The following is a 25,965-nucleotide window of genomic DNA, read 5'->3' as shown; positions in this document are numbered from 1 at the left end:
TTTTTTGTTCTCGGGTGGCGTTGGTGGGATGGGTTGTTTGGCTTGCCGGCCAACCCCCTCTCCCTAGCCCTCTCCCCGCTGGGGCGAGGGGACTGATTTTTGGCGTGTCGAAAATGCTTGCTGCAACCTCGATCCACCCCCTCTCCCCTCGCGGGAGAGGGCTGGGGTGAGGGGGGATCTTGCTGCCGCGTTACACCTTCTTATAAAGCTGACTACCTTCCTGCTTGAACCGCTCTGCCTGCTCCAGCATCCCTTTTTGCACGTCCACATCCACCGCCTCAATGCGCTGGTTAGCGGCGTACTCGCGCACTTCCTGGGTGATTTTCATGGAGCAGAATTTCGGCCCGCACATGGAGCAGAAATGCGCCACCTTGGCCGAGTCCTTGGGCAGGGTTTCGTCGTGGTAGGCGCGGGCGGTGTCCGGGTCCAAGCCCAGGTTGAACTGGTCTTCCCAGCGGAATTCGAAACGCGCCTTGGACAGCGCGTTATCGCGGATCTGCGCGCCCGGGTGGCCCTTGGCAAGGTCGGCGGCATGGGCGGCGATCTTGTAGGTGATGATGCCGGTCTTCACGTCATCCTTGTTCGGCAAACCCAGGTGTTCCTTGGGCGTGACGTAGCAGAGCATGGCGCAACCGAACCAGCCGATCATGGCCGCGCCAATGCCGGAGGTGATGTGGTCGTAGCCCGGCGCAATGTCGGTGGTCAGTGGGCCGAGGGTGTAGAAGGGTGCTTCGTCGCAGCACTCGAGTTGCTTGTCCATGTTCTCTTTGATGAGCTGCATCGGTACATGGCCGGGACCTTCGATCATGCATTGCACATCGTGCTTCCAGGCGATTTTGGTCAGCTCGCCCAGGGTTTCCAGTTCGCCGAATTGCGCGGCGTCGTTGGCGTCGGCGATCGAGCCCGGGCGCAGGCCGTCGCCGAGGGAGAAGGACACGTCGTAGGCCTTCATGATTTCGCAGATGTCGTCGAAATGGGTGTAGAGGAAGTTCTCTTTATGATGCGCCAGGCACCACTTGGCCATGATCGAGCCGCCACGGGAGACGATGCCGGTGACGCGTTTGGCGGTCAGCGGTACGTAGCGCAGCAACACGCCGGCGTGGATGGTGAAGTAGTCAACGCCCTGTTCGGCCTGTTCGATCAGGGTGTCGCGGAACAGCTCCCAGGTCAGGTCTTCCGCCACGCCGCCGACTTTTTCCAGGGCCTGGTAGATAGGCACGGTGCCAATCGGCACGGGCGAATTGCGGATGATCCATTCGCGGGTTTCGTGAATGTGCTTGCCGGTGGACAGGTCCATCACCGTGTCCGAGCCCCAGCGAATGCCCCAGGTCAGCTTGGCCACTTCTTCTTCAATGGACGAGCCCAGGGCGCTGTTGCCGATATTGCCGTTGATCTTCACCAGGAAGTTGCGGCCGATGATCATCGGCTCCAGCTCCACGTGGTTGATGTTGGCCGGGATGATGGCGCGGCCGCGGGCGATTTCTTCGCGCACGAATTCAGCGGTGATTTCTTTTGGAATGCTGGCGCCAAAACTGTGGCCGGGGTGCTGCTGGTCGAGCAGGCCGGCGGCGCGGTGTTCCTGGAGTTTCATGTTCTCGCGGATGGCGACGAACTCCATCTCCGGGGTAATGATGCCCTGGCGCGCGTAGTGCATCTGACTGACGTTGGCGCCGGCCTTGGCGCGGCGCGGGTTGCGCACATGGGCAAAACGCATGGCGGTGAGTTCGGGGTTATTCAGGCGCTCCTGGCCGAAATGCGAGCTCAGGCCCGGCAGGCGCTCGGTGTCGCCACGGGCGTCGATCCACGGCGAGCGGATATCGGCCAGGCCTTTGCGCACATCAATTTGCACATTGGGGTCGGTGTAGGGGCCGGAGGTGTCGTACACCAATACGGGGGCGTTGATCTCGCCGCCGAAGTCCGTCGGGGTGACGTCGAGGCTGATCTCGCGCATCGGCACGCGGATGTCAGGGCGTGAACCGGGCACGTAAATCTTTTGCGAGCGGGTGAAGGGTTGTACCGATTGCTGATCGACCTGAGCACTTTCGCTCAAATTTTTTAGTTGTTTTGTGGTGCTCATCGAGGCTCTCCAACGTCATCCTGAACGGGATTGTCGGAGCGAACCTGATACGGGCAGAGGTGCACCGGGACCGGTGCCAGAGGGCTCGCACACGAACAGCAGGCGAGCAATCTTGTTCCCTACGCAGGCGTTAACCTGATCAGGTTCAACGGGATCCGGATTAACCGATCTCAGCCTTTCACTCAAGGCACCCCGACAAGAACCCGGCCACTGTAAACAAGGGATCGGGGAAAACCAACCCCAAAGTCAAAAAAGCCCGACTCGCGCGTCGGAAAATGACGGCAAGCGCAACGGCGCAAGGCGATTGTTGCGCGCAGGCAACATAGCTTGCCGCAAACTACACTCACGGCGCTGTCAGGGCGCTTGACCCCTACCACGGCGCCCCTTAGCCTTGCCCATCACCGCCCCACTGCCGCAGGTTCAGGGGCCACACAATTAGGATGATTAGCATGCTGCGCAGACTTTCCCTGGCACTTGCCGTGGCTTCAGCCTCAAGCGGCGCTGCCTGGGCAGCGGAAGCTCCTCTGTCGACCAAGACCGATCTGGTGAGTGTTTACCAGGAAGCGGTGAACAATAACGCCGATCTGGCCGCCGCCCGCGCCGATTACCAAGCCCGCAAGGAAATCGTTCCGCAAGCCCGTGCCGGGCTGCTGCCCAATATTTCCGGCGGCGCCAATATGAGCGACAGCGAAACCAAGGTGCGCACCAATATGGGCGACCCTACCCTGAGCCGCAGCGGCATTCTGTATCAGGCCACCTTGAGCCAGCCGGTGTTCCGCGCTGACCGCTGGTTCCAGCTAAAAGCGGCTGAAGCCACCAATGAACAAGCCATTCTTGAACTGTCGGCCACCGAGCAGAATTTGATTCTGCAGAGCGCCGAAGCCTACTTCGCCGTGCTGCGTGCGCAAGACAACCTGGCCTCGACCAAGGCTGAAGAAGCCGCCTTCAAACGTCAGCTCGACCAGGCCAATGAGCGCTTTGATGTCGGCCTTTCCGATAAAACCGACGTGCTCGAAGCGCAAGCCAGCTTCGACACCGCCCGCGCCAACCGCATTTTGGCTCAGCGTTCGGTAGACGACGCCTTCCAGGCTTTGATTACCCTGACAAACCGCGACTACAACTCGGTTGAAGGCATCAAGCACACCCTGCCCGTACTGGCACCAACGCCCAATGATGCCAAGGCTTGGGTGGATACCGCCGCGCAGCAGAACCTCAATCTGCAAGCCAGCAACTTCGCAGTGGACGCCGCCGAAGAAACCCTGCGCCAACGCAAGGCCGGTCACGCCCCGACCGTGGATGCCGTGGCGCAATACCAGCGCGGCGACAACGACAACCTCGGCTACGTGAACACCGGCACGCCGGGTACGCCGCGTTACAACGGTGACGTTGAGCAGCGCAGCATCGGTTTGCAGCTGAATATCCCGATTTTCAGCGGCGGCCTCACCAGTTCCCAGGTGCGCGAGTCGTACCAGCGCCTGAACCAGATCGAGCAGCAACGCGAAGGCCTGCGTCGCCAAGTGGTGGAAAATACCCGCAATCTGCACCGCGCGGTGAACACCGATGTGGAAACCGTGCAGGCGCGCAAGCAGTCGATCATCTCCAACCAGAGCGCCTTGGAAGCGACCGAAATCGGTTATCAGGTGGGTACGCGTAACATCGTTGACGTACTCGATGCCCAGCGTCAGCTCTACAGCTCGGTGCGTAACTACAACAACGCCCGTTACGACTACATCCTCGACAACCTGCGTTTGAAGCAAGCGGCTGGCACCTTGAGCCCGGCGGACCTGGAAACCCTGGCGCGCTTCCTCAAGCCCGACTACAACCCGGACAAAGACTTTCTGCCACCAGATCTGGCCAAGTCGGCAGAGCAGAACCTGAGCGCCAAACCCGATTATTAATTAGTTGTGCAATAAAAAGCCCCGCCAAGTGCGGGGCTTTTTATTACCTGAAAAATCCCATTAATGCCTCGTCATTCCCGCGCAGGCGGGAATCCAGAATCACGGATAGGACCGCACTGCCGAGCCCGACTCAACATTCTGGGTCCCCGCCTGCGCGGGGACGACGTGTTGGGGGGTAACGTTTGATTAGCCTTCGAAGGGCGGTGCCAGTTAGGGCAATGGCGGCGCACGGCAGCCACACCCACTTCGCTTCTGAGGCCAACACCGCCAACCCACGCTCGCTGAAGAAGCCGTTTATAAACGGCGACACGGCAATCGGTCGCCACGGCAAGAAGAACCGCTGTTCGCTCCACGGCCACAACCAGGCCACGCCCAGCCCGCCATTGGTGAGCGCATCCAATACGCTGTGGGAAGCGGCCGCCAGGCTCAGCCAGATAAACGCTTTGATTCGCCCACTGTTCAGCCATGGCGCAAACAGCACCCCGAGCACGCCCATCAGGGCGGCGAACAGCAAGGAATGGCTGGCACCGCGATGGCCAAAGCTATCGGCATAGGCCACGCCAAATTTAAAGGCCAGTACATCGGCATCGGGCAAACAGGCGGCCAACATGCCGGCGATCAGCAAACGCGGCGGAATCACCCCGCTGCCCAATGCCAGGCCAATGGCCAACACGGGCAGCGGATGGGTGATTAAGGTGGTCAAGGGCGGGCGGGTTGTTCGTGCATGCGCGCCAGTTGGCGCTCCAGCAGCGACGGATAGGGTTCCAGAAGACGCTCGACACAGCAGGCGCCTTCGGGGCTGGCAATTGGGCGAATACGTACGCGCTGGCGCAGCAGCAGGTCGTCGCCAATGCTGCGTTCTACCAGCAGCAGGTTGCGGCTGTGTTGCGACAGGGCCAGGGCGTCCAGCGCGGTGTCGCTGAGCAGCAGATCGCCCTGGCTGAGGTCGCCGAGGTTTTCGCCCGCGGTGAGGCCCAGCTGCAGTTGCAGGGTGATGCCGCTGTCGGCCACTTCAATTTGCAAGGCATGGCCCAAGGCGCGCATCAGCTCGCCACAGCAGATGGCGTGGGTGAGGTAGTCGTCGCCGCTGTCGTCACTGTTGAACAGCATCAGGCTGCTGCCGTCTTTGAGTGTGTGCAGCACGCCGTTGTACAGCGCGGCGGCCTGGTCCAGGCAATCGCGGTAGCGTTGCAGCAGGTCCATCAATCGGGCGCGCGGCAGGCGGCGTAGTTGTTCCTGGGCGCCAAGCTGTATGGCCAGTACGGCACTCTTTTCAGGTTGGTCCTGCGCGGGTTCGTAGTCGTCTTCTTCAATGTCGAGCACTGGCTCTTGCAGGTCGGCAAACGGGTCGTCTTCGTCCAGGGGCGCCTGGATGGGTTTTACCCGCAGCGGCGACTGCGTGCGCCGTGGCGGCTCCGGCCTGTCGTCATCATCGCTGTCGTAGCTGTTGTCACGCAGGTCGCGTACTTCGAATTCAGGCTCTTCTTCGCTTTCTTCGCCCTCTTCGAAATACCGATCTTCGTCTTCAGCGAAGGGCTGCTCGTCGTCTTCGTACTCGTCTTCGGCGTATTCGGGCTCAGGCGGTGCGACAGGTTTGGGCTTTTCCGGCACCAGGCGCGATTGCAGCTGGCGGGCCAGATCACCGATTTCGTCATTGCGACCCGCACCGGGGGCCGGGTCATCCGGGTCGCGCAGCCAAACGCGCAGTTGCATCAGCGGCGTAGAAATATACCGGCCCAGACGCAGGCTCAGGCTCAGGGTCAGTGCTAGCAGAATCAGGCTGAGCAAGCCCATGCTCTGTAGGCTGATGGTCATTGGCTGCTGGAATTGCTGCATATCCAGGCTGATACGCAGGTGCCCGGCGATCACTTCCTGGAAGGTAATGGGGGTGGAATACAGGCCTTCGGTTTCGCCCAGCATGCTTTGCGTCGGGCGCGAGCCGGCTTCGGCGAGGATGCGGTTATCCACGCTATAGATGGCGGCGTGGGCCACCAACGGGTTTTTCACCAGGTTATTGAGCAGCACGTTGAGGCTGAGGATGTCATTGGACACCAATAGCTCAGTGGCCGAGGCCGCCGTCTGTGTGGTCAGGCTCTGGCCCAGGGCATCGGCCTGCTGCTGCATGGCCTGCTTGAACTGCATGCCCATTACCAAGGCGTAAATCACCAGGGCGGCGGCCACCAGAAACAGGCTATGGCTGGCAATACGCAAAGCCAGCGGCACGCGACGCTGACGCAGCGCGTGGAAGATGAGCAGGAAGAAATTGTCGGGTTTTACGGGCGCGGGCCGGTTCACAGAGCTCGGCTCTTCTCGAATGGAATTGCCGCGCAGTATAACGAGGGCATGGGGGTGGGCAAAGCGCGCGCATGCCCGTATGGCGGTGAAAGTGGTTAGAATGTGCGCCTTTTCATCACCCCCGGCGCTGCGCCTGGGCCGTGTTAGCCAGCGGCCAGGCGATGCACCGCTGCTTTTGCCGTGCCTTGTGGAGGTCCGCCTTGCGCGAAATCGTTCTGATCAATATCACCGGCGAAGACCGCCCGGGCCTTACCGCCGCCATTACCGGCGTGTTGGCGCAAGGCGGGGTGAATATCCTCGACATCGGCCAGGCCGTTATCCACAACACCCTCTCGTTCGGCATTCTGGTGGAAATTCCCGGTACCGAGCAGGGCTCCGTGGTGCTCAAGGACGTGTTGTTCACCGCCTACAAGCTCGACCAGCAGGTACGTTTTACCCCCATTTCTGAAGCGGATTACCAGCACTGGGTAAGCGGGCAAGGCAAGTCCCGCCATATCGTGACCCTGCTGACCCGCCGCGTGACCGCCGAGCAATTGCAGCGCGTGAGCTCGATCACCGCCAAGTACGGCCTGAATATCGATCATATCGACCGCCTTTCCGGCCGTATGCCGCTGGACACCCCGGCCGATCAGAGCAAAGGCTGCATCGAGTTTTCCGTGCGCGGCGAGCCCGCCGATCCGGTGGCCCTGCGTGCCGAGTTTCTTAGCGTGGCGCAGGAGCTGAACGTCGATATCGCTTTCCAGCAAGATTCGGTGTTCCGCCGCAACCGTCGCCTGGCGGTGTTCGATATGGACTCGACGCTGATTGAAGCCGAAGTGATCGACGAGCTGGCCAAGGTGGCCGGCGTGGGGGAGAAAGTCTCGGAAATTACCGAGCGCGCCATGCGCGGCGAACTGGATTTTCGCGCCAGCTTCAAAGAGCGCCTGGCGCTGCTCAAAGGCCTGCCGGAAAGCGAACTGGCGGCCATCGGCGCCGCGCTGCGCCTGACCGAAGGGGCCGAAACCCTGTTCGTCGAACTCAAACGCCTGGGTTACAAGACCGCGATTCTGTCGGGCGGCTTCAGCTACTTCGCCAAGCAGCTGCAGGCCAAGTTGGGCATCGACTATGTGTTTGCCAACGAGCTGCAGATTGAAGACGGCAAGCTGACCGGAGTGGCCATCGAGCCGATTGTGGATGCGCAGCGCAAAGCTGACCTGTTGCGCCAATTGGCCGAGCAAGAGGGCGTGAGCCTGGAGCAGACCATTGCCGTGGGCGACGGTGCCAATGACTTGCCGATGTTGGCCATTGCCGGTTTGGGCGTGGCATTCCGCGCCAAACCGTTGGTGAAGCAGTCGGCCAAGCAGGCGATTTCCACGCTGGGCCTGGATGGCGTGCTTTATCTACTCGGTTACCGCGACCGGGATGGGCAGGCGTAGTTTCTCGTAGGAGCCAGCTTGCTGGCGAACCCTGGAAACGAGGTTTGCAGCGTTCGCCAGCAAGCTGGCTCCTACTAAAGAAACCGCAATAAAAAACCGGGCACATGGCCCGGTTTTTTATTGCCTGAACATCAGGCCTTGTCGCGTTCCAGCAACGGCTTGAGGAAATGCCCGGTGTGAGATTGCTTCATCTCGGCCACTTCTTCCGGCGTGCCGGTGGCAATGATCTGCCCGCCGCGCGAACCGCCTTCCGGCCCCAGGTCCACCAACCAGTCGGCGGTCTTGATCACATCCAGGTTGTGCTCAATCACCACTACGGTGTTGCCGTGGTCGCGCAGACGGTGGAGCACGTCGAGCAGTTGCTGGATATCGGCAAAGTGCAGGCCGGTGGTGGGTTCGTCGAGGATATACAGGGTTTTGCCGGTGTCGCGCTTGGACAGCTCGCGCGACAGCTTGACCCGCTGCGCCTCACCGCCCGAAAGCGTGGTGGCCGACTGGCCCAGCTTGATATACGAAAGCCCCACATCCACCAGGGTTTGCAGCTTGCGCGACAGCGCTGGCACGGCATCGAAGAACGGACGCGCTTCTTCAATGGTCATTTCCAGCACTTCGTGAATGCTCTTGCCCTTGTATTTGATTTCCAGGGTTTCGCGGTTGTAGCGCTTGCTCTTGCACACGTCGCACGGCACGTAGATGTCCGGCAGAAAGTGCATTTCCACCTTGATCAGGCCATCGCCTTGGCACGCTTCGCAGCGCCCGCCTTTAACGTTGAAGGAGAAACGCCCCGGCCCGTAGCCGCGCGAACGGGCTTCCGGTACGCCAGCAAACAGTTCGCGGATCGGGGTGAACAGGCCGGTGTAGGTCGCCGGGTTGGAGCGCGGAGTGCGACCGATGGGGCTCTGGTCGATATCCACCACTTTATCCAAGTGCTGCAGGCCGTCGAGGCTGTCGTGGGGTGCTGCTTCCAGCGTAGTGGCGCCGTTCAGGGCGGTGGCGCTGAGCGGGAACAGGGTGTTGTTGATCAGCGTCGATTTGCCCGAGCCCGACACCCCGGTAATGCAGGTGAGCAGGCCAATCGGGATTTCCAGGTCAACGTTGCGCAGGTTGTTGCCGCGCGCGCCCTTGAGCTTGAGCGAGAGCTTCTTGTCGCGCGGGGTGCGTTTGGCCGGGTACTGGATTTTCGTGCGCCCGGACAGGTACTTGCCGGTCAGCGAATCCGGGTGGGCCATGACTTCTTCGGCGGTGCCTTCGGCGACGATTCGACCGCCATGTACGCCGGCGCCGGGGCCGATATCGACCACGTAGTCGGCCATGCGAATGGCGTCTTCGTCGTGTTCGACCACGATTACCGTGTTGCCGATATCGCGCAGGTGACGGAGCGTGGCCAGCAGGCGCTCGTTGTCGCGCTGGTGCAGACCGATGGACGGTTCGTCGAGGATATACATCACGCCCACCAGACCCGCGCCGATCTGGCTGGCCAGGCGGATACGCTGGGCTTCACCGCCTGACAGGGTGTCGGCGCTGCGGTCCAGGGTCAGGTAGTCGAGGCCGACGTTGACCAGAAACTGCAGGCGCTCGCGAATTTCCTTGAGGATTTTTTCTGCGATCTCGCCCTTGCGGCCGGTGAGCGCGAGGCTGCCGAAGTACTCGGTGGCATCGCCAATCGGCAGGCCGCTGACGGCCGGCAGGTTGCGCTCGCCTACAAACACATGGCGGGCTTCGCGGCGCAAACGGGTGCCACGGCAGTCCGGGCATGGCTGGGTGCTGAGGAACTTGGCCAGCTCTTCGCGAACGGTGGTCGACTCGGTTTCCCGGTAACGACGCTCCAGGTTGGGCACGATGCCTTCGAACGGGTGGGCGCGTTTGACGATATCGCCGCGGTCGTTCAGGTAGCGGAAATCGACGTTGGCGCTGCCGCTGCCGGTGAGAATGACCTTTTTATGCTCGGCGCTGAGGCTGTCGAACGGCTCGTCCAGGCTGAAGCCAAAGTGCGCGGCCAGCGAGCCGAGCATCTGGAAGTAATAGACGTTACGCCGGTCCCAGCCGCGGATCGCGCCTTCGGCCAGGGTTAGCTCGCCGTTGACCAGGCGCTTGGTGTCGAAAAACTGTTTAACGCCCAAGCCGTCGCAGGTCGGGCAGGCGCCAGCCGGGTTGTTAAAGGAAAAGAGCTTGGGTTCCAACTCGCTGATGGAGTGGCCGCACACCGGGCAGGCAAAGCGTGCGGAAAACACCATTTCCTCGCCTTCTTCGTCGTCCATCGGCGCCACGAACGCCAGGCCGTCGGCCAGCTTCAGGGCGGTTTCGAAGGACTCGGCCAGGCGCTGCTGCAAATCGCCACGGGCCTTGAAACGGTCGACCACGGCGTCGATGGAGTGCTTCTTCTGTTTATCCAGTTTGGGCAGTTCGTCCAGCTCATAGAGTTTGCCGTTGACTCGCACCCGCACAAAACCCTGGGCGCGCAGCTCGTCGAACACGGCCAAGTGCTCGCCTTTGCGCTCGCGAATGATCGGCGCCAACAGCATCAGCTTCTTGCCCTCTGGCAGGGCCAATACCTGGTCGACCATCTGACTGACGGTCTGCGCTTCCAGCGGCAGGTCGTGGTCCGGGCAACGCGGCGTACCCACACGAGCGTAGAGCAGGCGCAGGTAGTCGTAGATTTCGGTGATGGTGCCGACGGTGGAGCGCGGGTTGTGCGAGGTGGATTTCTGCTCGATGGAAATCGCTGGCGACAGACCTTCGATGGTGTCGACGTCGGGCTTTTCCATCATCGACAGGAACTGCCGGGCATAGGCCGACAGCGACTCTACGTAACGGCGCTGGCCTTCGGCGTACAGCGTGTCGAATGCCAGGGAAGATTTGCCGGAACCGGACAGGCCGGTGATAACGATCAGTTTGTCCCGTGGCAGGGTCAGGTCGATGTTCTTCAGGTTGTGGGTTCGTGCCCCACGAATCAGGATCTTGTCCACTGCGGCCTCGCATGGCGGGCGAAAACCGATGAGTATACGGGCCTTGTCAAGCCAGCGGCAAAGCTCCGGGTCGTGCGGCGCTGAATGGGGGCTGCTAGAATCGGCGCGCATTTTCTTGAGGTACTTCCATGCACGATCCGCACAGCGAACGCATGAGTGGCAGTGAAACCCGCGCAGCCAGCGGGCTTTCGCTAGTCTTCGCGTTCCGAATGCTTGGTATGTTCATGGTCCTGCCGGTGCTGGCCACCTACGGCATGGACCTGGCTGGCGCGACGCCAGCGCTGATCGGCCTGGCCATCGGCGCCTACGGGCTCACCCAGGCCTTGCTGCAAATTCCCTTTGGCGTCATCTCCGACCGCATTGGCCGGCGGCCGGTTATCTATGTCGGCCTGATCATTTTTGCTGCGGGCAGCCTGCTCGCTGCCAATGCCGATTCGATCTGGGGCGTGATTGCCGGGCGTGTGCTGCAAGGCGCCGGGGCGATTTCTGCCGCCGTCATGGCGCTTCTTTCCGATCTCACCCGCGAGCAACACCGCACCAAGGCCATGGCCATGATTGGCATGAGCATTGGGCTGTCGTTTGCCGTGGCGATGGTGGTGGGGCCGCTGCTGACGCGCGCCTTTGGTCTTTCCGGCTTGTTTATCGCGACGGCTGCCATGGCGCTGGTAGGCATTGCCCTGGTGGCGTGGTGGGTGCCGCGTTCGGCCGGGCCGCTGGCGCACCGTGAGTCGGGAGTGGCCAAGGAGGCTTTGGGCCGCACCCTGCGTCACCCGGACTTGTTGCGCCTTAACGTGGGCATCTTCGTGCTGCATGCGGTATTGATGTCCAGTTTTGTTGCCTTGCCGCTGGCCTTGGTGGAGCGCGGTGGGCTGGCGAAGGAGCAGCACTGGTGGGTGTACCTGACTGCGTTGCTGGTCGGGTTCTTCGCCATGATCCCCTTCATTATCTATGCCGAGAAAAAGCGGCAGATGAAACGTGTGCTGGCTGGTGCGGTTGCCGTGCTGCTGGGCTGCGAAGTTTTCTTCTGGCTGACGGACGGCACCCTGCATGAGCTGGTGCTGGGCACCATCGTGTTTTTCACCGCGTTCAACCTGCTGGAAGCCTCGTTGCCGTCGTTGATCAGCAAGGTTTCACCAGCCGGCGGAAAGGGCACGGCCATGGGGGTTTACTCCACCAGCCAGTTCCTCGGCGCCGCGCTGGGCGGCATTCTGGGTGGCTGGTTGTTCCAGCATGGCGGCCTCAATACCGTCTTTCTGGGATGTGCGGCGCTCTGTGGGCTCTGGCTGATTATTGCTGTTACTATGCGCGAACCTCCATATGTCACGAGCCTGCGCTTGCCTCTTTCACCCGCCGCGGTGCGTGATGCGGGCTTGGTAGAGCGCCTTTTGGCAGTGGCCGGAGTGACAGATGCAGTGGTGGTGGCCGACGAAGCCGCCATCTATATCAAATTGGATTCCGAAAAATTGGATCGCCCAGCGCTCGACGCCTTGCTCGAAGCGCGTGCTGATACCTAGGAGAACGTTATGGCCCGTGGGGTTAACAAAGTCATTCTGGTCGGAACCTGCGGCCAGGACCCGGAAACACGCTACATGCCCAACGGCAATGCGGTCACCAACCTGAGCCTGGCTACCAGCGAGCAGTGGACCGACAAGCAGAGCGGCCAGAAAGTCGAAAAAACCGAATGGCACCGTGTGGCCTTGTTCGGCAAAGTCGCTGAAATTGCCGGCGAATACCTGCGCAAAGGTTCGCAGGTGTACATCGAAGGCAAGCTGCAAACCCGCGAGTGGGAAAAAGACGGCGTAAAACGCTACACCACCGAAATCGTCGTGGACATCAACGGCACCATGCAATTGCTCGGTGGCCGTCCTGATAACAGCGGCGGTGATTCCGCGCCCCGTCAGCAACGCCCAGCACCTCAGCAGCGCGAGCAGCAAGCGCCCCGTGAGTCGCGCCCGGCACCGCAACCTGCGGCCCAGCCTGCGCCGAACTACGACAGCTTCGACGACGATATTCCCTTCTGATCGGGCATTCCTGACGTATGCAAATGCGCCTGATGCTTCTGGGCGGCGGCAATGCACTTGGGCAGGCGCTGATCCGTCTGGGAGCCGAAGATGACATCGGCTTCCTCGCCCCACGCCCTCCCGAGGGCGGCTGGGACGCCACGAGCCTCACCCTGTTGCTGGATGAAACCCGCCCCGACGTGGTGGTGAATCTCGCCTACTACTTCGACTGGTTTCAGGCGGAGTCCGTTAGTGCCGAGCGATTTGCCCCGCAGGAACGCGCGGTTGAACGCCTCGCCGAACTCTGCCAACACCATTCCATTCGCCTGGTTCAACCTTCCAGCTACCGCGTATTCGATGGCTCGCGGGCCACTGCCTATAGCGAAAAGGAAGAGCAGGTGCCACTGGGCCTGCGCGGCCAGGCGCTGTGGCGCATCGAGCAGAGCGTACGCGCGGCGTGCCCGCGCCATGTGCTGATTCGTTTTGGCTGGTTGCTGGACGCCAGCGCCGAGGGGTTGCTGGGCCGTTTTCTCAACCGTGCCGAGCATGAGGCCGAGCTGTTCCTGGCCGATGACCGCCGGGGCAACCCGACGCCTATCGACGATGCCGCCCGCGTGTTGATCGCTGTGCTCAAGCAACTGGATTGCCAGGCGCCGCTGTGGGGCACGTATCACTACGGTGGCTACGAGGCGACCACATCCCTGGCGCTTGGCCAGGCGGTGCTGACCGAAGCAAAAGCGTTCCGCCAGCTAGCGGTACAGGAAGTTGGCGCCCAGGCCCATGCCGCGCGCCCCGATGTCGCGGACGAGCCGCAACACGCGGTGCTGGCTTGCAAGAAAATCCTCCATACCTTCGGCATCAAACCGCGCGCCTGGCGTGCCGGCTTGCCAAGTCTTCTGGATCGTTATTACCGCCATGCCTGATCTCCCCATTCTGGTTACCGGGGGTGCCGGCTTTATCGGCTCCAACCTGGTGGATTCCCTATTGGCCAAAGGCCATGCCGTGCGTGTGCTGGACGATCTGTCCATGGGCAAACGCAGTAACCTGCCACTGGATAATCCACGTTTGCAGCTATTGGTGGGTTCTGTGGCTGACGCAGCGTTGGTCTCCCAGGCGGTGGCCGGCTCCCAGGCCGTTGTGCATCTGGCGGCGGTGGCGTCTGTGCAGGCGTCGGTGGATGACCCGGTCGGCACGCATCAGGCCAATTTTGTCGGCACCTTGAATGTGTGCGAGGCCATGCGGGAGCACGGCGTAAAACGGGTGTTGTTTGCCTCCAGTGCGGCGGTGTACGGCAACAACGGGGATGGTCAGGCTGTCGACGAGGACACGCCAAAAGCGCCGCTGACGCCCTACGCGGTGGATAAGTTGGCCAGCGAGCAATACCTGGAGTTCTACCGGCGCCAGCATGGTCTGGAGCCGGCGATATTCCGCTTCTTCAATATCTTTGGCCCGCGTCAGGATCCCTCGTCTCCTTATTCGGGCGTGATCAGCATCTTTATTCAGCGAGCCCAGCAGGGGCTGCCGATTACCGTGTTTGGCGACGGCGAGCAAACGCGCGACTTTTTCTACGTGGGCGACTTGATTGATCTGCTGGAGCAGGCGTTGGCATTACCAGTCGCACCAGAGGGCGCGGCCAACGTGGGGCTGAGTCGAGCTACCAGTCTTAACCAGTTGCTGCAGCATATTGGGGATGTGGTGGGAAGTTTGCCGGCCATCACTTACGGCCCGGCTCGCGATGGTGACATCCGCCATTCATGTGCCAATAACCAGCGTTTATTAGGCCGCTATCGGGTGGGCGAGCCTACGCCAATTGCGGTTGGGCTGGCGGCGTTGCTTGGTAAGTAAATGCGGGCAGTAAAAAAGGCGCCTTCGTTAGGCGCCTTTTTTATTTTTCGTTGATCAAGGCGTTCTGGCTCTAGCCCGGAAGGCCGAAGCCGAACGCTAGAATTTGTAGCCAAGGCCCACCATGTAGACCCACGGATCAACGTCTACATCCACTTTCACCTTGTTACCAGCCAGGGAAGTGGTGCCGGTGGTATCGATATCGATGTAGCGCACCTGGGCGTTGAGCATGATCTTGTCGGTCAGCATGTAGTCCATACCCACCTGAGCGGCCAGACCCCACGAGTCCTTCATATCCAGGCCGCGAAAGCCTTTGCTTTCAGCTTCGCTGCTGAGTTTGTCGTCGAAGAACCAGGTGTAGTTGATGCCCGCGCCGACATAGGGCTGGAATGCCGACTTGGATTCCATGGGGTAGTAAACCAGGCTCAAGGTGGGTGGCAGGTGCTTGAGGCTGCCGAGCTTGCCGTTCAAGCCGGCAAAGGCGCCTGGCATGCCTTTAACGCCCACGTCGTGGCTGAAAGGCGTAGCGGCCAGCAGTTCGATGCCCCAGTTGCTGGTGAGCATGTAAGCGAAGTTCAAGCCCAACTGAGTGTCGCTATCCAGAGTAGCCTTGCTGCCGTCGACTTTGCCCAGCACGGAGTGATTGATCCGGCCGCTGTTTTCGTGCGGGTCAACGGTAATGGCGCCAGCACGCATGATGATATCGCCTGCCTCGTGGGCATGTGCTACGGGGGCGATTAGCGCGACCGCCAGCAGAGAGGCGGCGAACAGTGCCTTGGACATGAGGGTACTCCTTCAGTACTAACGGTTTGGATGGCGTCAGTATCGAAGGATGAAGAGCTGGCTATCTTGATCTGCGGCAATGGAATGACTCATGCCATTGCACACCTAAAAGAACGACCCTGCTTAATTCTCGGGCGCTTCGTACGGATAAATCTTTTCGGCGTCCATCTGGTAACCCGCGTCGGCGAGTTCGCTGGTGCTGTTTTTCACCTGCAGCGGGCCTTCAACCCAGAACGGCTGGTACAGCGCGTCCATCAGCACGCCCAATTCGCTTTTGACATGCACGATCTGGTTGGACGGTGGTGGCGGCACGTGAATGCAGGCGCCAAAGTAGGGCACCAGCAAGAACTCGGTGACGCGCCCGGCCTCGCTCACTTCCAGCGGCACGATATAGCCGGGCAATTTCACCGCCTGCCCATCCAGCGCCGGCACCACCGGCGCCGCGGGCGATTGCTGTTTGGCCGCCGGCGCCGACTCTGCCGCGAGCGCATCGGCCAGCTGCGACAGATCATGCATCGGCGCCTGTGGCTGGCTGGCCACCGGTGCATCCGGCGGCACCATTTCCGACCAGGTCAGTTCGCGCACATCGGCGGCCCAGGCGCTCATGGATAAACAAGGCGCCAACAACAGGGCAGTGAGAAGCGTGCGCAACATGATCAAGGTCCTTAACGGTTCAAAACGAATGGCTTACACGCGGATGGACAACCCGTCCGCCAGCGATTGCCGGTAAGCGCGCCAGGCCGGAATGGCGCCCATCAGCAGCGCGGCGCCAAGAATGCCGCCCAGCAACGTCCACTCATACGGGCTGGGCAATGCCAGTGGCAGAAAGATGCCGTAGTTGGCCTGCACATAAGCCTGTGCACTGGCGATACCGACATACAGCAGCACAGTGCCGAGCACGACGCCGGAGCATGCCAGAGCAAAGGCCTCCAGCACCAGCAGACTGGCGATGTGCCAAGGCCGCGCGCCTACCGAACGTAGAATCGCCATTTCCCGACGGCGCTCGTTGAGGCTGGTGAGAATGGCCGTGAGCATGCCGATCAAGCCGGTAATCACCACAAACAGCGACACCACGAACAGCGCCTGTTCGGCCGTACCCATCAAGCTCCACAGCTCCTGCAGTGCCACGCCCGGCAAAATCGCCAGCAGCGGTTCGCCGCGGTATTCGTTGATTTCGCGCTGCATGCTGAAGGTAGCGATCTTGCTGTTCAGGCCCACCATAAAGGCGGTAATCGCCTGCGGTGTCAGGTCCATATTGCGCGCCTGATCCGCCGAAATACGCCCGGCGCCGCGAGCAGGCACGCCGTTTTTCCAGTCGATATGCAGCGCCTCCATGCCGCCCAGGCTGATATGCAGCGTTCGGTCCACCGGCGTGCCGGTGCGTTGCAGAATGCCGACTACGGTGAACGGTTTGTCGTCATGTTTGACCAGGCTGATGCTGGCCACGCCATGGGCCAGCACGATCTTGTCGCCCAGCTTGTACTTCAGCGCGTCAGCCACTTCAGCGCCCAGCACCACTTCAAACGGGTCGGTTTCGAAGGCGCGGCCGCCAGCCAATTGCAGGGCCTGGCCTCGGCCATAGTGGTAGTGCTCGAAATAGGCGCCCGTGGTGCCCATCACCCGGTAGCCACGGTGCGAGTCACCCAGCGACATGGGAATGGCCCACTTCACCTGCTTGCTGTTGGCAAAGTGTTCGAAGCTGTCCCAGCGAATATTGTTGGTGGCGTTGCCAATACGAAACACCGAATACAGCAGCAGGTTGATCGAGCCCGAACGCGCGCCCACCACCAGGTCGGTGCCGCTGATGGTGCTGGCAAAACTGGCGCGGGCTTCAGTGCGCACACGCTCCACGGCTAGCAGCAGGCAAACGGAAAGGGCGATGGCGAATACGGTCAGCAGCGCGGTAAAGCGGCGGTTGGCAAGGCTGGCCAGCGCGAGACGGAACAAATACATCTCAAACCTCCGCAGCGGGCGTGGCCGCGCGATTGAGTTCTGCCAGCGACAGGTGGCGGTCGAACAGCGGGGCCAGGCTCTGGTCGTGGCTGACAAACAGCAGGCTGGAACCGGCCGCACGGCATTCGGCAAACAGCAGCTGCAAAAAGGCCTCGCGAGCGTCGGCATCCAGTGCCGACGTCGGCTCGTCGGCGATCACCAATTCCGGCTGGCCGATCAAGGCGCGGGCGGCGGCAACGCGCTGCTGTTGGCCGATGGACAACGCATCGGCGCGACGCTCAAGCAGGTCGTCCTTCAAGCCCAGATGGGCGAGCAGCGCACTGGCTGCCTGCTGCACGCTGCCGTGGCGTTGCTTGGCGCGGCGGGTGCGCAGCTTGGAAAAGTGGCACGGCAACTCGACGTTTTCGCGTACCGACAGAAACGGCAGCAGGTTGAACTGCTGGAAGATATAGCCGGTGTGGTCGACGCGAAAATGGTCGCGGGCACCGGCCGACAGCGTGGTCAACTCCTGCCCGAGCAGGGCGATGCTGCCGCGACTGGGTTTCTGCACGCCGCCGAGCAAGCCCAGCAGCGTGGTCTTGCCGCTGCCGCTGGGGCCTTTGAGAAACAGGGTTTCGCCCTGAGCCAGATGAAACGCGGGAATATCCAGCAGTTCGGCGTGGCCAGGCCAGGCGAAACCGAGGTCACTAAGGGTCAGAAGTGGCGCAGTCATGGTGGGCATCTTGGAGGAGGGCGAGGGCAATTCGCCGCCCAAGGGTACGTTGATACCGGCTTGGGCGACTACGGCTGGCTGTTAGAGCATGGCGAAATCAAAAGTTCAAACGGGGGCTTTTGGCCGTCAACTCGCCGCCTTGCTGGCCATTGGGGCCGATCAGTTGCGCCTGTACCTGATGCAGCGACGGGAAGCGTTTGAACAGCGGTGTCAGGTCCAGGCTGGTCAGTGCAGCCGGTTCTGCACAGGTCAGTTGGTAGCTGGCGTGGATCTCGCTGTGGTGGTGTTCGTGCTCGTGTTCTTCGCCATTGTCTTTGCCGTGGTCGTCATGGTCGTGATCGTGGTCTTCATCGGCATCGGCTTTGTCGCCGAACAACGGGCTATGCAGTTCCACCTTGGCCACACTGCACTTGGCGGCTGCCGGCACGGCGAACAGGCTCAACGGGTTTTCCAGGTCGGTTTTGGCGCCCGCGACCGTGGCTTGGTCGACGGCGGATTTCGCCGCGTGCTCAAAACCCACCAGGTTCATCGACGGATTTTCCAGCTCCAATTCCAGCGTGTTGCCATCCAGCGCCGCATTTAAACGGCCTACGCCATGTTCATGCGTGCCGAGGCTTGCGTGTTCTTCTACAGGGTCCGCGGCCTGGGCGATGGCCAGCGGCAACAGGGCAAAGGGCAGAGCGAGCAGCAAAGGGCGCATGAAAGGTGACTCCGGGTAGGGCGGCTGAAATGAGATGTTATGTTATAACTCATGATGGCGCTTGCCTAGCCTGCTTGGAGAAGTCGCTGGCCCATGGGAGCATGGCCGACTTTAGGTAGCGGAGACCACGTTATGGTGCGTATCAAGGGAACAATCGGCGCGTGGCCGGTCGATCTGGCGATTGAACTGGACGCAGCCGACTGGGCGCACTTGGCCACTCATTTGCCGACACCGGCCGTCGCCGAGCCCGCCAAACCAAATGCGCCGGTCGCGTCGCCGTCGCAGGACGACAAACAGTGGCTGGTCGTACAGGAGTTGATTCGCAGCGCCGGCAAGATCGAGGGCCCAACCCTGCTCGGCGAATTGCAGGCCCTGACCGGCAATGCCAGCGCAGCCAAACGCTTGCTGGTGCGTTTGCGGCATTCGGCGCTGGTGGAAGTGGAGGCCGGCGCGGATGCGCCGGTGTATCGCTGGGTGGGTTAACGCCTGCCGATCAATACAGCGCCTGATACAGCTTGCGGCGGAACACCGTCACCAGCGGGTGTTCGTTGCCCAACAGCTCAAATACCTGCAGCAACGTCTTGTGCGGCAGGCCGTCGGCGTACGTGCGGTTGCGGACAAACAACTTCAGCAACGCATCCAGTGCTGGCTCGTACTGCTGACGGGCAAGCTGCTGAATCGCTAGTTGGTACACCGCTTCATCGTCGCTGGCGTCCTGCGCCAGGCGCGCTTTCAGGGCCGCGGCATCGGGCATATCGGCGGCCTGGCGCACAAAGGTGATCTGCGCGCGGGCACTGGCCAGGTCTTGTTTGTGGCTATCGCCTTTCACCGCATCGAGCACAGTTTGCGCTTCGCCCAGTTCGCCGCGCTCGGCCAGGCAGCGGGCGTACAAAATCAGCGCGGCAGGTTTTTCGCTGTCGGCGGCGAGAATCTCGCGCAGCAGGTTTTCCGCATCGCCAATCCGCCCTTCGGCGAATAACGCCACGGCCGTTTCCAGCGGGTCGGCGGCCAGCGGTGGCGGGGTGGCAACATGGGGTTCGAGAATGGCGCGAATCGCCGATTCCGGTTGCGCGCCCTGGAAGCCGTCCACCGGTTGACCATCCTTGAACAGCACCACGGTTGGTAGGCTGCGAATGCCGAAGCGGGCCACCACATCCGGTTCCAGGTCGCAGTTGAGCTTGGCCAGCAGCAGTTCGCCGCGGTAGCCCTCGGCAATCTGCGCCAGCATCGGCATCAGGGCCTTGCACGGCGCGCACCACTCGGCCCAGAAATCCACCAGTACGGGTTTGTGGAAGGAATTCTGGATCACCAGCTGGTCGAAGTTGGCCGTGCTGACGTCGAAGATATAGGGCGTGTCCTGGCTCATGCTTGTTCTCGAAACGCGAAATTGGGGTATGCCGACATCCGGCATGGCTCGCCACTATAGGTGGGGACGCCCCCAACTGAAAACCAGGGCCGCTGGCCGATTCTTCACCGTTGCAATGCCATCTGCCGCTGAATGCCGCGCGGCGTCAGGCTGGCAGCCAGTTGGCCGGGGGAGATGCCGTTGGCCACCCGCAGAATATCGGCGATCACGGCGATGGCGATTTCCGCCGGGGTTTTACTGCCCAGGTGCAGGCCGATGGGCGCATGTAAGCGTTGCAGTGCCGGCTCGGCCAGGCCGCCAACCCGGGCCAGGCGCTCGCGGCGTTTGTCGCTGGTGCGGTGCGAACCCATGGCGCCGATATAAAACGCCTCGGTGCGCACTGCCTCCATCAGCGTCAAGTCATCCAAACGCGGGTCGTGGGTGAGGGCAACTACCGCCGTCGCCCGGTGGCAGCCGCCATTGGCGATATACACGGCCGGCAGCACCTCGATCACCTCAACACCCGGCAACTCCACGGTTTCCAGCACCTCGCTGCGTGGCTCGCACAGCACCACCTCAAACCCCAACGCCAGGGCAAAGGTGGCGCAGTACTCGGCCACCGGCGACCAACCGGCCAGTAGCAGCTTTTGCACCGCGCCCAAGCGAATCAACACCTGCGCCCCGTCGCGCTGCACCCGTTCCTGGCCCATGCTGCCCGGGGAAATGTGGCGCTGCTGACCGCCGAGGGTGACGCTGCGGGTGAGCAGTTCGCCGCCATCCAATGCCTGTTCCAAGGCAGCCAGGTGCGTATTGGCCTCGCCGCCGGCGGGCAGGTACTCCAGCAGAATGTCCAGCACCCCACCGCAGGGCAGGGCACGCGTCGGCGCCAGCCCGCCATCGCCGTAGCGCACCACCTGATTCACCGGGTCGAATCCGCCGGCCATCAGTCGGGCAATAAAATCCTCCTCCACACAGCCCCCCGACAGTGAGCCTTTCAGCTCGCCCGAGGCCAGCGCCACCAGCATCGCCCCCGGCCCGCGCGGCGCCGAGCCAAAGGTGTGGAGCACCGTGCACAGCCACACACCCTGACCCTCCCACAGCCAGTCGCGCGCCTGTCGGCACACCTGTAAATCCAGTGATTGCATACTCACGCCATTAACTTCTCTTTGGTGATGGGCAGGCTGCGGATACGTTTACCCGTGGCGTGGTACACCGCGTTGGCCACAGCCGCCGCGAGGCCCGTCACGCCGATTTCGCCCATGCCACGGGCGCCGAATTCATTGAGGTTGTAGTCGGGGTAGTCGAGCAGAATCACCTCGATCTCCGGCATGTCCGCATGCACCGGCACCACGTATTCGGCGTAGTTGTTATTGGCCGGCAAACCACTGCGCGGGTCGAACTCGCCGGCTTCGAACAGCGCCATGCCCAGGCCCATGACGATGGCGCCTTCCACCTGATTTCGCCCGGCCAGCGGGTTGACCACCTTGCCAACGTCAATCGCGCTGACCACCCGTGCCACGCGCAAACGCGAGATGCCCGGGTCCCAGCGCACCTCGACAAAATGCGCGCCAAAAGAGCGGAACGAATGGGTGGGGTTCACCGGCATCCCGCTCTGAAAGCGGCCTTCGGCACGCGCGAGCTTCTGGCTCTTGAGCACGTCGGCAAAACTCACCCGCTGCTCGCCGTTTACCAAGGCGCCGCCTTCAATCGTCAATGCTTGGACATCGCCATCGGCGAACGGCCCGCTGGCCGCCACGGCATAACCGCGCAAGCGTTCCAGGGCCTGGCGGGTGGCACCGGCGAGCGCTGGCATGATGCTCGAGGTCACCCAGGAGCCACCGGACACCGGTCCCGGCGGAAACGCCGAACTGCCCAGCTCCACTTCAATTTTATCCACCGGCAGGCCAGTCAGTTGCGCGACGGTCTGGGCCACGATGGTGTACGTGCCGGTGCCCACATCCTGCACCGCGCACTGCACCAGCGCCGAGCCGTCCGAACGCAGCGTCACCCGCGCTTCGGCCGGCACCTGAAAGGCATCCCAGTTACACGCACCCATGCCATAACCGATCAGCTCGTCACCCTCGCGCATGGCGCCCACCCTGGGGTCGCGCTGGTGCCAGCCGAACCGCTCGGCGGCGGTGTTGATGGCCTCGGGCAGATGATTGCTCGACCACGGCAGTTGCACGCTTTCGTCCGTGGTGGAGAGGTTGAGCTGGCGAAATTTCAGCGGGTCCATGCCGACCGCCAAGGCCATTTCATCGATGGCGCTTTCCAGGGCAAACAACCCGGGTGCCGCGCCCGGTGCGCGCATGGACGTGGGCGTGCCGCGGTTAACCGCCGCAATGCTGTGGGACACCAGCACATTGGGGCAGGAGTAGAGGTTCTTCGTCACCACGCCGCAGGCTTCGGTGTAGGGGTCCAGGGTCGAAGTGCTGTTGAATGACTCATGCCGAATCGACACCAGTTTGCCGTTGGCATCGGTGGCCATGCGCATGCGCTGGATGGTGTCGGGGCGATGGCCAACGGTGGTGAACATTTGCGCTCTTGGAAGCACAAGCTGGACCGGTTTGCCAGTCACTTTGGCGGCAGCGCAAGCCGCAATCGCATGGGGCCAAGGCCAGAGTTTGGAGCCGAAGCCCGAACCGATAAACGGTGCGCGCACCTCCACTCTCTCCGGCGGTAGATCGAACACATTGGCCAGCAGGTTGCGGTGGTTGAGCACGCCCTGGCTGCTCTCGTACACGTACAGACGGCCGTCTTCCCACCAGGCGGTGGTGGCATGCATTTCCATTGGGTTATGCACTTCGACCGGTGTGGTGTAGGTGACATCGATACGTTGGGTGCCGACCTCGGCATTCGGGTCACCGCGCTTGTGGCCACGACCACCGTCGCGCGCGCCTTTGGTTTTCAAACCCTGCGCCAGTGAGCGTACGGCGTCCTTGGCTTGGTACTCGACCTTTACCTTATGGGCAGCGGCGCGGGCTTGCTCGAAGGTGTTGGCCACCACCAGCGCAACAAACTGGCCGGGGTAATACACGCCGTCGTCCTCGAAGGGCAGCCGGTGCTCGTCGACACGGCTGGCGTGAAGAATTTCCTTCACGTTCAGGGGCGCGTTGGGCGTGCGGTGCAGCGTCGGCAGGTTGCCGTGGTGCAGCACGGTGACGACGCCCGGCATGGCTTTCGCTGCCTGGTCATCAATGCGCACGATCTTGCCGCTGGCCACCGTGCTGTACACGCCATAGGCGTACAGCATGCCCGGCAACGGGTGGTCGGCAGCGTACTTGGCGGCGCCGGTGACTTTCTGTCGGCCGTCGATACGGCGCATGGCGGTACCAATCAATTGCTCGCTCATGCCGAGGCCTCCTGCAACGTCAGATCGCGCAAATTGCGCACCAGCACCTGTTGGCCCAATGGCACCTTGAAGGCGTTGTGTTCGGTGGTGACTGCTCCGCGCATGGCCAACTCGCCGGCCTGGTTGAACAGCGCAAGCGACGGCCTTTTACCCATTAGAAACCGCTCGGCTTCGGTGGCGCGCCACGGCTTGGTGGCGACCCCGCCGAGGGCCAGACGCGCCTCGGCGATACGGCCGCTTTCCAGGCGCACGATCACGGCGCTTGAGGCCAACGCAAACTGATACGAAGCACGGTCGCGCAGCTTCAGGTAGGCCGACTGGCTGCCGGCCAACGGCGCATCAAGGGTGATATGGGTGATCAGTTCATGGGGCTGCAACGCGTGCTCACGCCAGGGCGAATCTCCCGGTAGCAGATGGAAGTCGGCAAAGGGAATGTCGCGCAGCCCGTTCGGCCCCTGCACGGTTACCTGCGCACCGATGGCCGCCATGGCCACGCACATATCCGAAGGGTGGGTGGCGATGCACTGCTCGCTGGTGCCCAGCACCGCATGCACGCTGCGGCTCAAGCCGCCGATGGCAGCGCAACCGCTACCGGGTTCGCGCTTGTTGCAGGCCGAAATGCCGTCACGAAAATAATTGCAGCGCACCCGCTGCATCACATTGCCGCCGGTGGTGGCCTTGTTGCGCAACTGGGTCGAGGCGCCGGCCAGCAGGGCTTGCGAGAGCAGCGGATAACGCTCACGTACCAGCGGGTGGGTAGCCAATTCGGTATTGCTCACCAGCGTGCCGATGCGCAGACGGCCGTCGCTCAGGGGTTCGATCTGCTTAAGCGGCAAGCGGTTGATATCGACGATCTGCTCGACTTTCATCACATCGAGTTTGACCAGATCGAGCAAGGTGGTGCCGCCGGCCAGAAACACCTCGGCGCCCTGGCTCGAGCCCTGTTTGGCGGCCTGCGCCGAGGAGTCGGCCCGCACGTAATCGAACGTACGCATCAGCCGACCCTCGCCATTTTGCCGCGCGCCGATTGCACCGCCGCGAGGATGTTTTTATAGGCGCCGCAGCGGCAGATATTGCCGCTCATGGCCTCGCGCACACTGGCGTCGTCGCGGCCAATGGCCGGGTCTTGCAGAATCGCCACCGCGCTCATGATCTGACCCGAGGTGCAGTAACCGCACTGGTACGCATCGTGTTCCCAGAAGGCTTCCTGCACCGGGTGCAGCGTGCCGTTCTGGGCAAGGCCTTCGATGGTGGTGATGGCGTCACCGTCGTGCTGCACGGCAATCGACAGGCAGGAATTGATCGCCACGCCATTGACCAGCAAGGTGCAGGCGCCGCATTGGCCGTGGTCGCAGCCCTTTTTGGTGCCGGTGAGTTGCAGGCGGTCGCGCAGAACATCTAGGAGGATGGCGTTGGTCGCCACGTTGAGTTCCTGGGCTACGCCGTTGACGGTCAGACGGATGCGGCGCTCACCGGCCTTGGGTGTGTGCGCGTCGATCACCGCAGGTTGCGCCAGCGCCTGGGCGGCCATGCCGGGCAGTACGCCGGACAAGGTAACGGCCGCTGCGCCCGATGCGCCGAATTTGAGAAAGTTGCGCCGCGAGGTTTCGATGGCCTCCACGGTTGGCGTAAAGGTGTTCACGGTTTTGCTGGAGTCAGTCATGGTCTGTCCCTGCCTCTCGTTTTTTAAGGATGTTGCACAACACCTGGGCAAGCGCTTGGCTTGATAAGCCACCGATGTCGTGGGCAGATGGCTCGCTAAACGAGCGGAACCGCAATGTCGGTCTGGTGCCAACTCTGGAAGGAGGCGCAACACCCTGGAAGTTATGAGCGGGGCAGCGCCGGATCGGTTCGATATAAAACGCGGGCTATGCCGCGTGGCAGAAGGGGTTGAAAGGATGGCCCGGGGCCACGGACAAAAGACGGTAGCAGAGCACCGGGCGGAGCATTAATGGCAATCGGCTCATAGGCTTTATAACCTCAGCTCATCAATTGAAGTGTTGCCGGATACGTCGGAAAAAATGTGGGCGGCGAGGAAGAATATGAGCGAAGTAAACGTGGTCGGACTGATGCTGGCGGCCGGCCGTTCCCGTCGCTTTGGGGCGGACAAGCGTCAGATTGAATTGGCGCCCGGCGCGAGCCTGTTGGTAACCAGCCTGGACGTGGCAAGGGCGTGCCTGGCCGAGCTCTGGCTAGTGCTGCGGCTTGACGATAAACCGCAAGCGCTCGGCGTGCCGGCCGGCGTTGAGGTGGTGTTCAGCGCCGGGGCCGAGCAGGGCATGGGCCACAGCCTGGCCGATGGCATGGTTGCGCTGTCGGCACAGTCGAGTGCGGACGCGGTGGCGATTCTGCTTGGGGATATGCCGTGGATTGCCCCGGCGACCTTTGGCCAATTGCTGAGCCAGGCCAGCGCCGACCATATCGTGGTGCCCACGTGTGATGGCGAACCCGGTCACCCGGTTATTTTCGGTCGCCGCTTCTGGCCCGAGTTACTGCGCGTGGGCGGCGACAGTGGCGCCAAATCCGTGCTGCTCGCCAACCCAGCCGCCGTGCGCAGGGTGGCGGTGGCCGATTCCGGCATTCTGCGCGATGTGGATACGCCGGCAGCGTTGCTCGGCTAAGCCGCG

At 62.1% G+C, this 25,965-nt stretch carries 22 protein-coding genes and 1 riboswitch; of the genes, 8 read left to right on the top strand and 14 right to left on the bottom strand.

All coding sequences use genetic code 11. The features are described from left to right. Window positions 1-190: 190 nt before the first annotated feature. Complete coding sequence (gene thiC, locus PKE98_RS17835; protein ID WP_271196671.1) at window positions 191-2,077, bottom strand: phosphomethylpyrimidine synthase ThiC; 1,887 nt, start codon at window positions 2,075-2,077, stop codon at window positions 191-193. 99 nt (window positions 2,078-2,176) lie between these two features. Then, a riboswitch (TPP riboswitch) is annotated at window positions 2,177-2,282 on the bottom strand. Between the two features lie 244 nt (window positions 2,283-2,526). Between thiC and PKE98_RS17830 the strand changes: the two genes are divergently transcribed. Beyond that, the gene (locus PKE98_RS17830; RefSeq protein WP_271196670.1) at window positions 2,527-3,975 is read left to right on the top strand and encodes a TolC family outer membrane protein; all 1,449 of its coding nucleotides are present in this window, start codon (window positions 2,527-2,529) and stop codon (window positions 3,973-3,975) included. A 130-nt stretch (window positions 3,976-4,105) separates the two neighbouring features. Here the strand turns inward: PKE98_RS17830 and PKE98_RS17825 are convergent, their stop codons facing one another. Continuing rightward, the gene (locus PKE98_RS17825) at window positions 4,106-4,678 is read right to left on the bottom strand and encodes a metal-dependent hydrolase (RefSeq protein WP_271196669.1); all 573 of its coding nucleotides are present in this window, start codon (window positions 4,676-4,678) and stop codon (window positions 4,106-4,108) included. Then, window positions 4,675-6,270 (bottom strand): AhpA/YtjB family protein, encoded by a 1,596-nt coding sequence (locus tag PKE98_RS17820; RefSeq protein WP_271196668.1) that lies wholly within the window; start codon window positions 6,268-6,270, stop codon window positions 4,675-4,677. The genes PKE98_RS17825 and PKE98_RS17820 overlap by 4 nt, the downstream gene beginning before the upstream one ends. A gap of 200 nt (window positions 6,271-6,470) precedes the next feature. On the opposite strand from PKE98_RS17820, the gene serB reads away from it, so the two are divergent. Next, window positions 6,471-7,685, top strand: coding sequence for a phosphoserine phosphatase SerB (serB, locus tag PKE98_RS17815; RefSeq protein WP_271196667.1), 1,215 nt, complete (start codon window positions 6,471-6,473; stop codon window positions 7,683-7,685). Window positions 7,686-7,816: 131 nt separating this feature from the next. Here serB and uvrA read toward each other — a convergent pair whose 3' ends face one another. After that, window positions 7,817-10,651, bottom strand: coding sequence for an excinuclease ABC subunit UvrA (uvrA, locus tag PKE98_RS17810; protein WP_271196666.1), 2,835 nt, complete (start codon window positions 10,649-10,651; stop codon window positions 7,817-7,819). Between the two features lie 128 nt (window positions 10,652-10,779). Here uvrA and PKE98_RS17805 point away from each other — a divergent pair, with 128 nt between their 5' ends. From PKE98_RS17805 to PKE98_RS17790, 4 genes are read left to right on the top strand one after another with little or no spacing between them, the layout of a single operon-like run. Beyond that, window positions 10,780-12,165: an MFS transporter gene (locus PKE98_RS17805; RefSeq protein WP_271196665.1), complete on the top strand. Its 1,386-nt coding sequence runs from the start codon at window positions 10,780-10,782 to the stop codon at window positions 12,163-12,165. A 9-nt stretch (window positions 12,166-12,174) separates the two neighbouring features. Continuing rightward, complete coding sequence (locus PKE98_RS17800) at window positions 12,175-12,672, top strand: single-stranded DNA-binding protein (RefSeq protein ID WP_271196664.1); 498 nt, start codon at window positions 12,175-12,177, stop codon at window positions 12,670-12,672. A gap of 17 nt (window positions 12,673-12,689) precedes the next feature. Beyond that, window positions 12,690-13,574 (top strand): sugar nucleotide-binding protein, encoded by an 885-nt coding sequence (locus PKE98_RS17795; protein WP_271196663.1) that lies wholly within the window; start codon window positions 12,690-12,692, stop codon window positions 13,572-13,574. Then, entirely contained in the window at window positions 13,567-14,496 is a 930-nt protein-coding gene (locus tag PKE98_RS17790; RefSeq protein WP_271196662.1) for an NAD-dependent epimerase/dehydratase family protein, read from the top strand. Before PKE98_RS17795 ends, PKE98_RS17790 begins: the two co-directional genes overlap by 8 nt. Window positions 14,497-14,592: 96 nt before the next feature. Here the strand turns inward: PKE98_RS17790 and PKE98_RS17785 are convergent, their stop codons facing one another. The 5 genes from PKE98_RS17785 to PKE98_RS17765 all read right to left on the bottom strand — a co-directional run bounded on the left by PKE98_RS17785 (window position 14,593) and on the right by PKE98_RS17765 (window position 18,641). Then, window positions 14,593-15,276, bottom strand: coding sequence for an OmpW/AlkL family protein (locus tag PKE98_RS17785; RefSeq protein WP_271196661.1), 684 nt, complete (start codon window positions 15,274-15,276; stop codon window positions 14,593-14,595). Window positions 15,277-15,399: 123 nt separating this feature from the next. After that, on the bottom strand, window positions 15,400-15,930 hold the full coding sequence (locus tag PKE98_RS17780) for a DUF3299 domain-containing protein (RefSeq protein WP_271196660.1): 531 nt from the start codon (window positions 15,928-15,930) through the stop codon (window positions 15,400-15,402). Window positions 15,931-15,963: 33 nt separating this feature from the next. Continuing rightward, on the bottom strand, window positions 15,964-17,229 hold the full coding sequence (locus PKE98_RS17775) for an ABC transporter permease (protein WP_271196659.1): 1,266 nt from the start codon (window positions 17,227-17,229) through the stop codon (window positions 15,964-15,966). Between the two features lies 1 nt (window position 17,230). Beyond that, window positions 17,231-17,941, bottom strand: a complete 711-nt coding sequence (locus tag PKE98_RS17770) for an ABC transporter ATP-binding protein (protein WP_271196658.1) — start codon at window positions 17,939-17,941, stop codon at window positions 17,231-17,233. 97 nt (window positions 17,942-18,038) lie between these two features. After that, window positions 18,039-18,641 (bottom strand): DUF2796 domain-containing protein, encoded by a 603-nt coding sequence (locus PKE98_RS17765; RefSeq protein WP_271196657.1) that lies wholly within the window; start codon window positions 18,639-18,641, stop codon window positions 18,039-18,041. A 132-nt stretch (window positions 18,642-18,773) separates the two neighbouring features. Between PKE98_RS17765 and PKE98_RS17760 the strand changes: the two genes are divergently transcribed. Then, window positions 18,774-19,124, top strand: coding sequence for a hypothetical protein (locus PKE98_RS17760; RefSeq protein ID WP_271196656.1), 351 nt, complete (start codon window positions 18,774-18,776; stop codon window positions 19,122-19,124). Between the two features lie 10 nt (window positions 19,125-19,134). Here PKE98_RS17760 and trxA read toward each other — a convergent pair whose 3' ends face one another. The 5 genes from trxA to PKE98_RS17735 form a co-directional block, all read right to left on the bottom strand. Beyond that, window positions 19,135-20,007, bottom strand: coding sequence for a thioredoxin (gene trxA, locus PKE98_RS17755; RefSeq protein ID WP_271196655.1), 873 nt, complete (start codon window positions 20,005-20,007; stop codon window positions 19,135-19,137). A gap of 104 nt (window positions 20,008-20,111) precedes the next feature. Continuing rightward, a complete protein-coding gene (locus PKE98_RS17750) occupies window positions 20,112-21,131 on the bottom strand; it encodes an XdhC family protein (protein ID WP_271196743.1) in 1,020 nt (339 codons plus the stop codon). Between the two features lie 2 nt (window positions 21,132-21,133). Next, on the bottom strand, window positions 21,134-23,338 hold the full coding sequence (locus tag PKE98_RS17745; protein WP_271196654.1) for a xanthine dehydrogenase family protein molybdopterin-binding subunit: 2,205 nt from the start codon (window positions 23,336-23,338) through the stop codon (window positions 21,134-21,136). Then, window positions 23,335-24,333 carry an FAD binding domain-containing protein gene (locus tag PKE98_RS17740; protein ID WP_271196653.1) on the bottom strand — a complete coding sequence of 333 codons (999 nt, stop codon included), beginning with the start codon at window positions 24,331-24,333 and terminating at the stop codon, window positions 23,335-23,337. Before PKE98_RS17740 ends, PKE98_RS17745 begins: the two co-directional genes overlap by 4 nt. Further along, window positions 24,333-25,001: a (2Fe-2S)-binding protein gene (locus tag PKE98_RS17735; protein ID WP_271196652.1), complete on the bottom strand. Its 669-nt coding sequence runs from the start codon at window positions 24,999-25,001 to the stop codon at window positions 24,333-24,335. The genes PKE98_RS17740 and PKE98_RS17735 overlap by 1 nt, the downstream gene beginning before the upstream one ends. A 379-nt stretch (window positions 25,002-25,380) precedes the next feature. Between PKE98_RS17735 and PKE98_RS17730 the strand changes: the two genes are divergently transcribed. After that, on the top strand, window positions 25,381-25,959 hold the full coding sequence (locus PKE98_RS17730; protein ID WP_271196651.1) for a nucleotidyltransferase family protein: 579 nt from the start codon (window positions 25,381-25,383) through the stop codon (window positions 25,957-25,959). Window positions 25,960-25,965 lie beyond the last annotated feature (6 nt).

This window comes from Pseudomonas turukhanskensis, from assembly GCF_027922365.1.
Lineage (GTDB): Bacteria > Pseudomonadota > Gammaproteobacteria > Pseudomonadales > Pseudomonadaceae > Aquipseudomonas > Aquipseudomonas turukhanskensis.
Note: the sequence above shows the minus strand (reverse complement) of the source record. Positions and strands in the feature narration are given on the sequence as shown.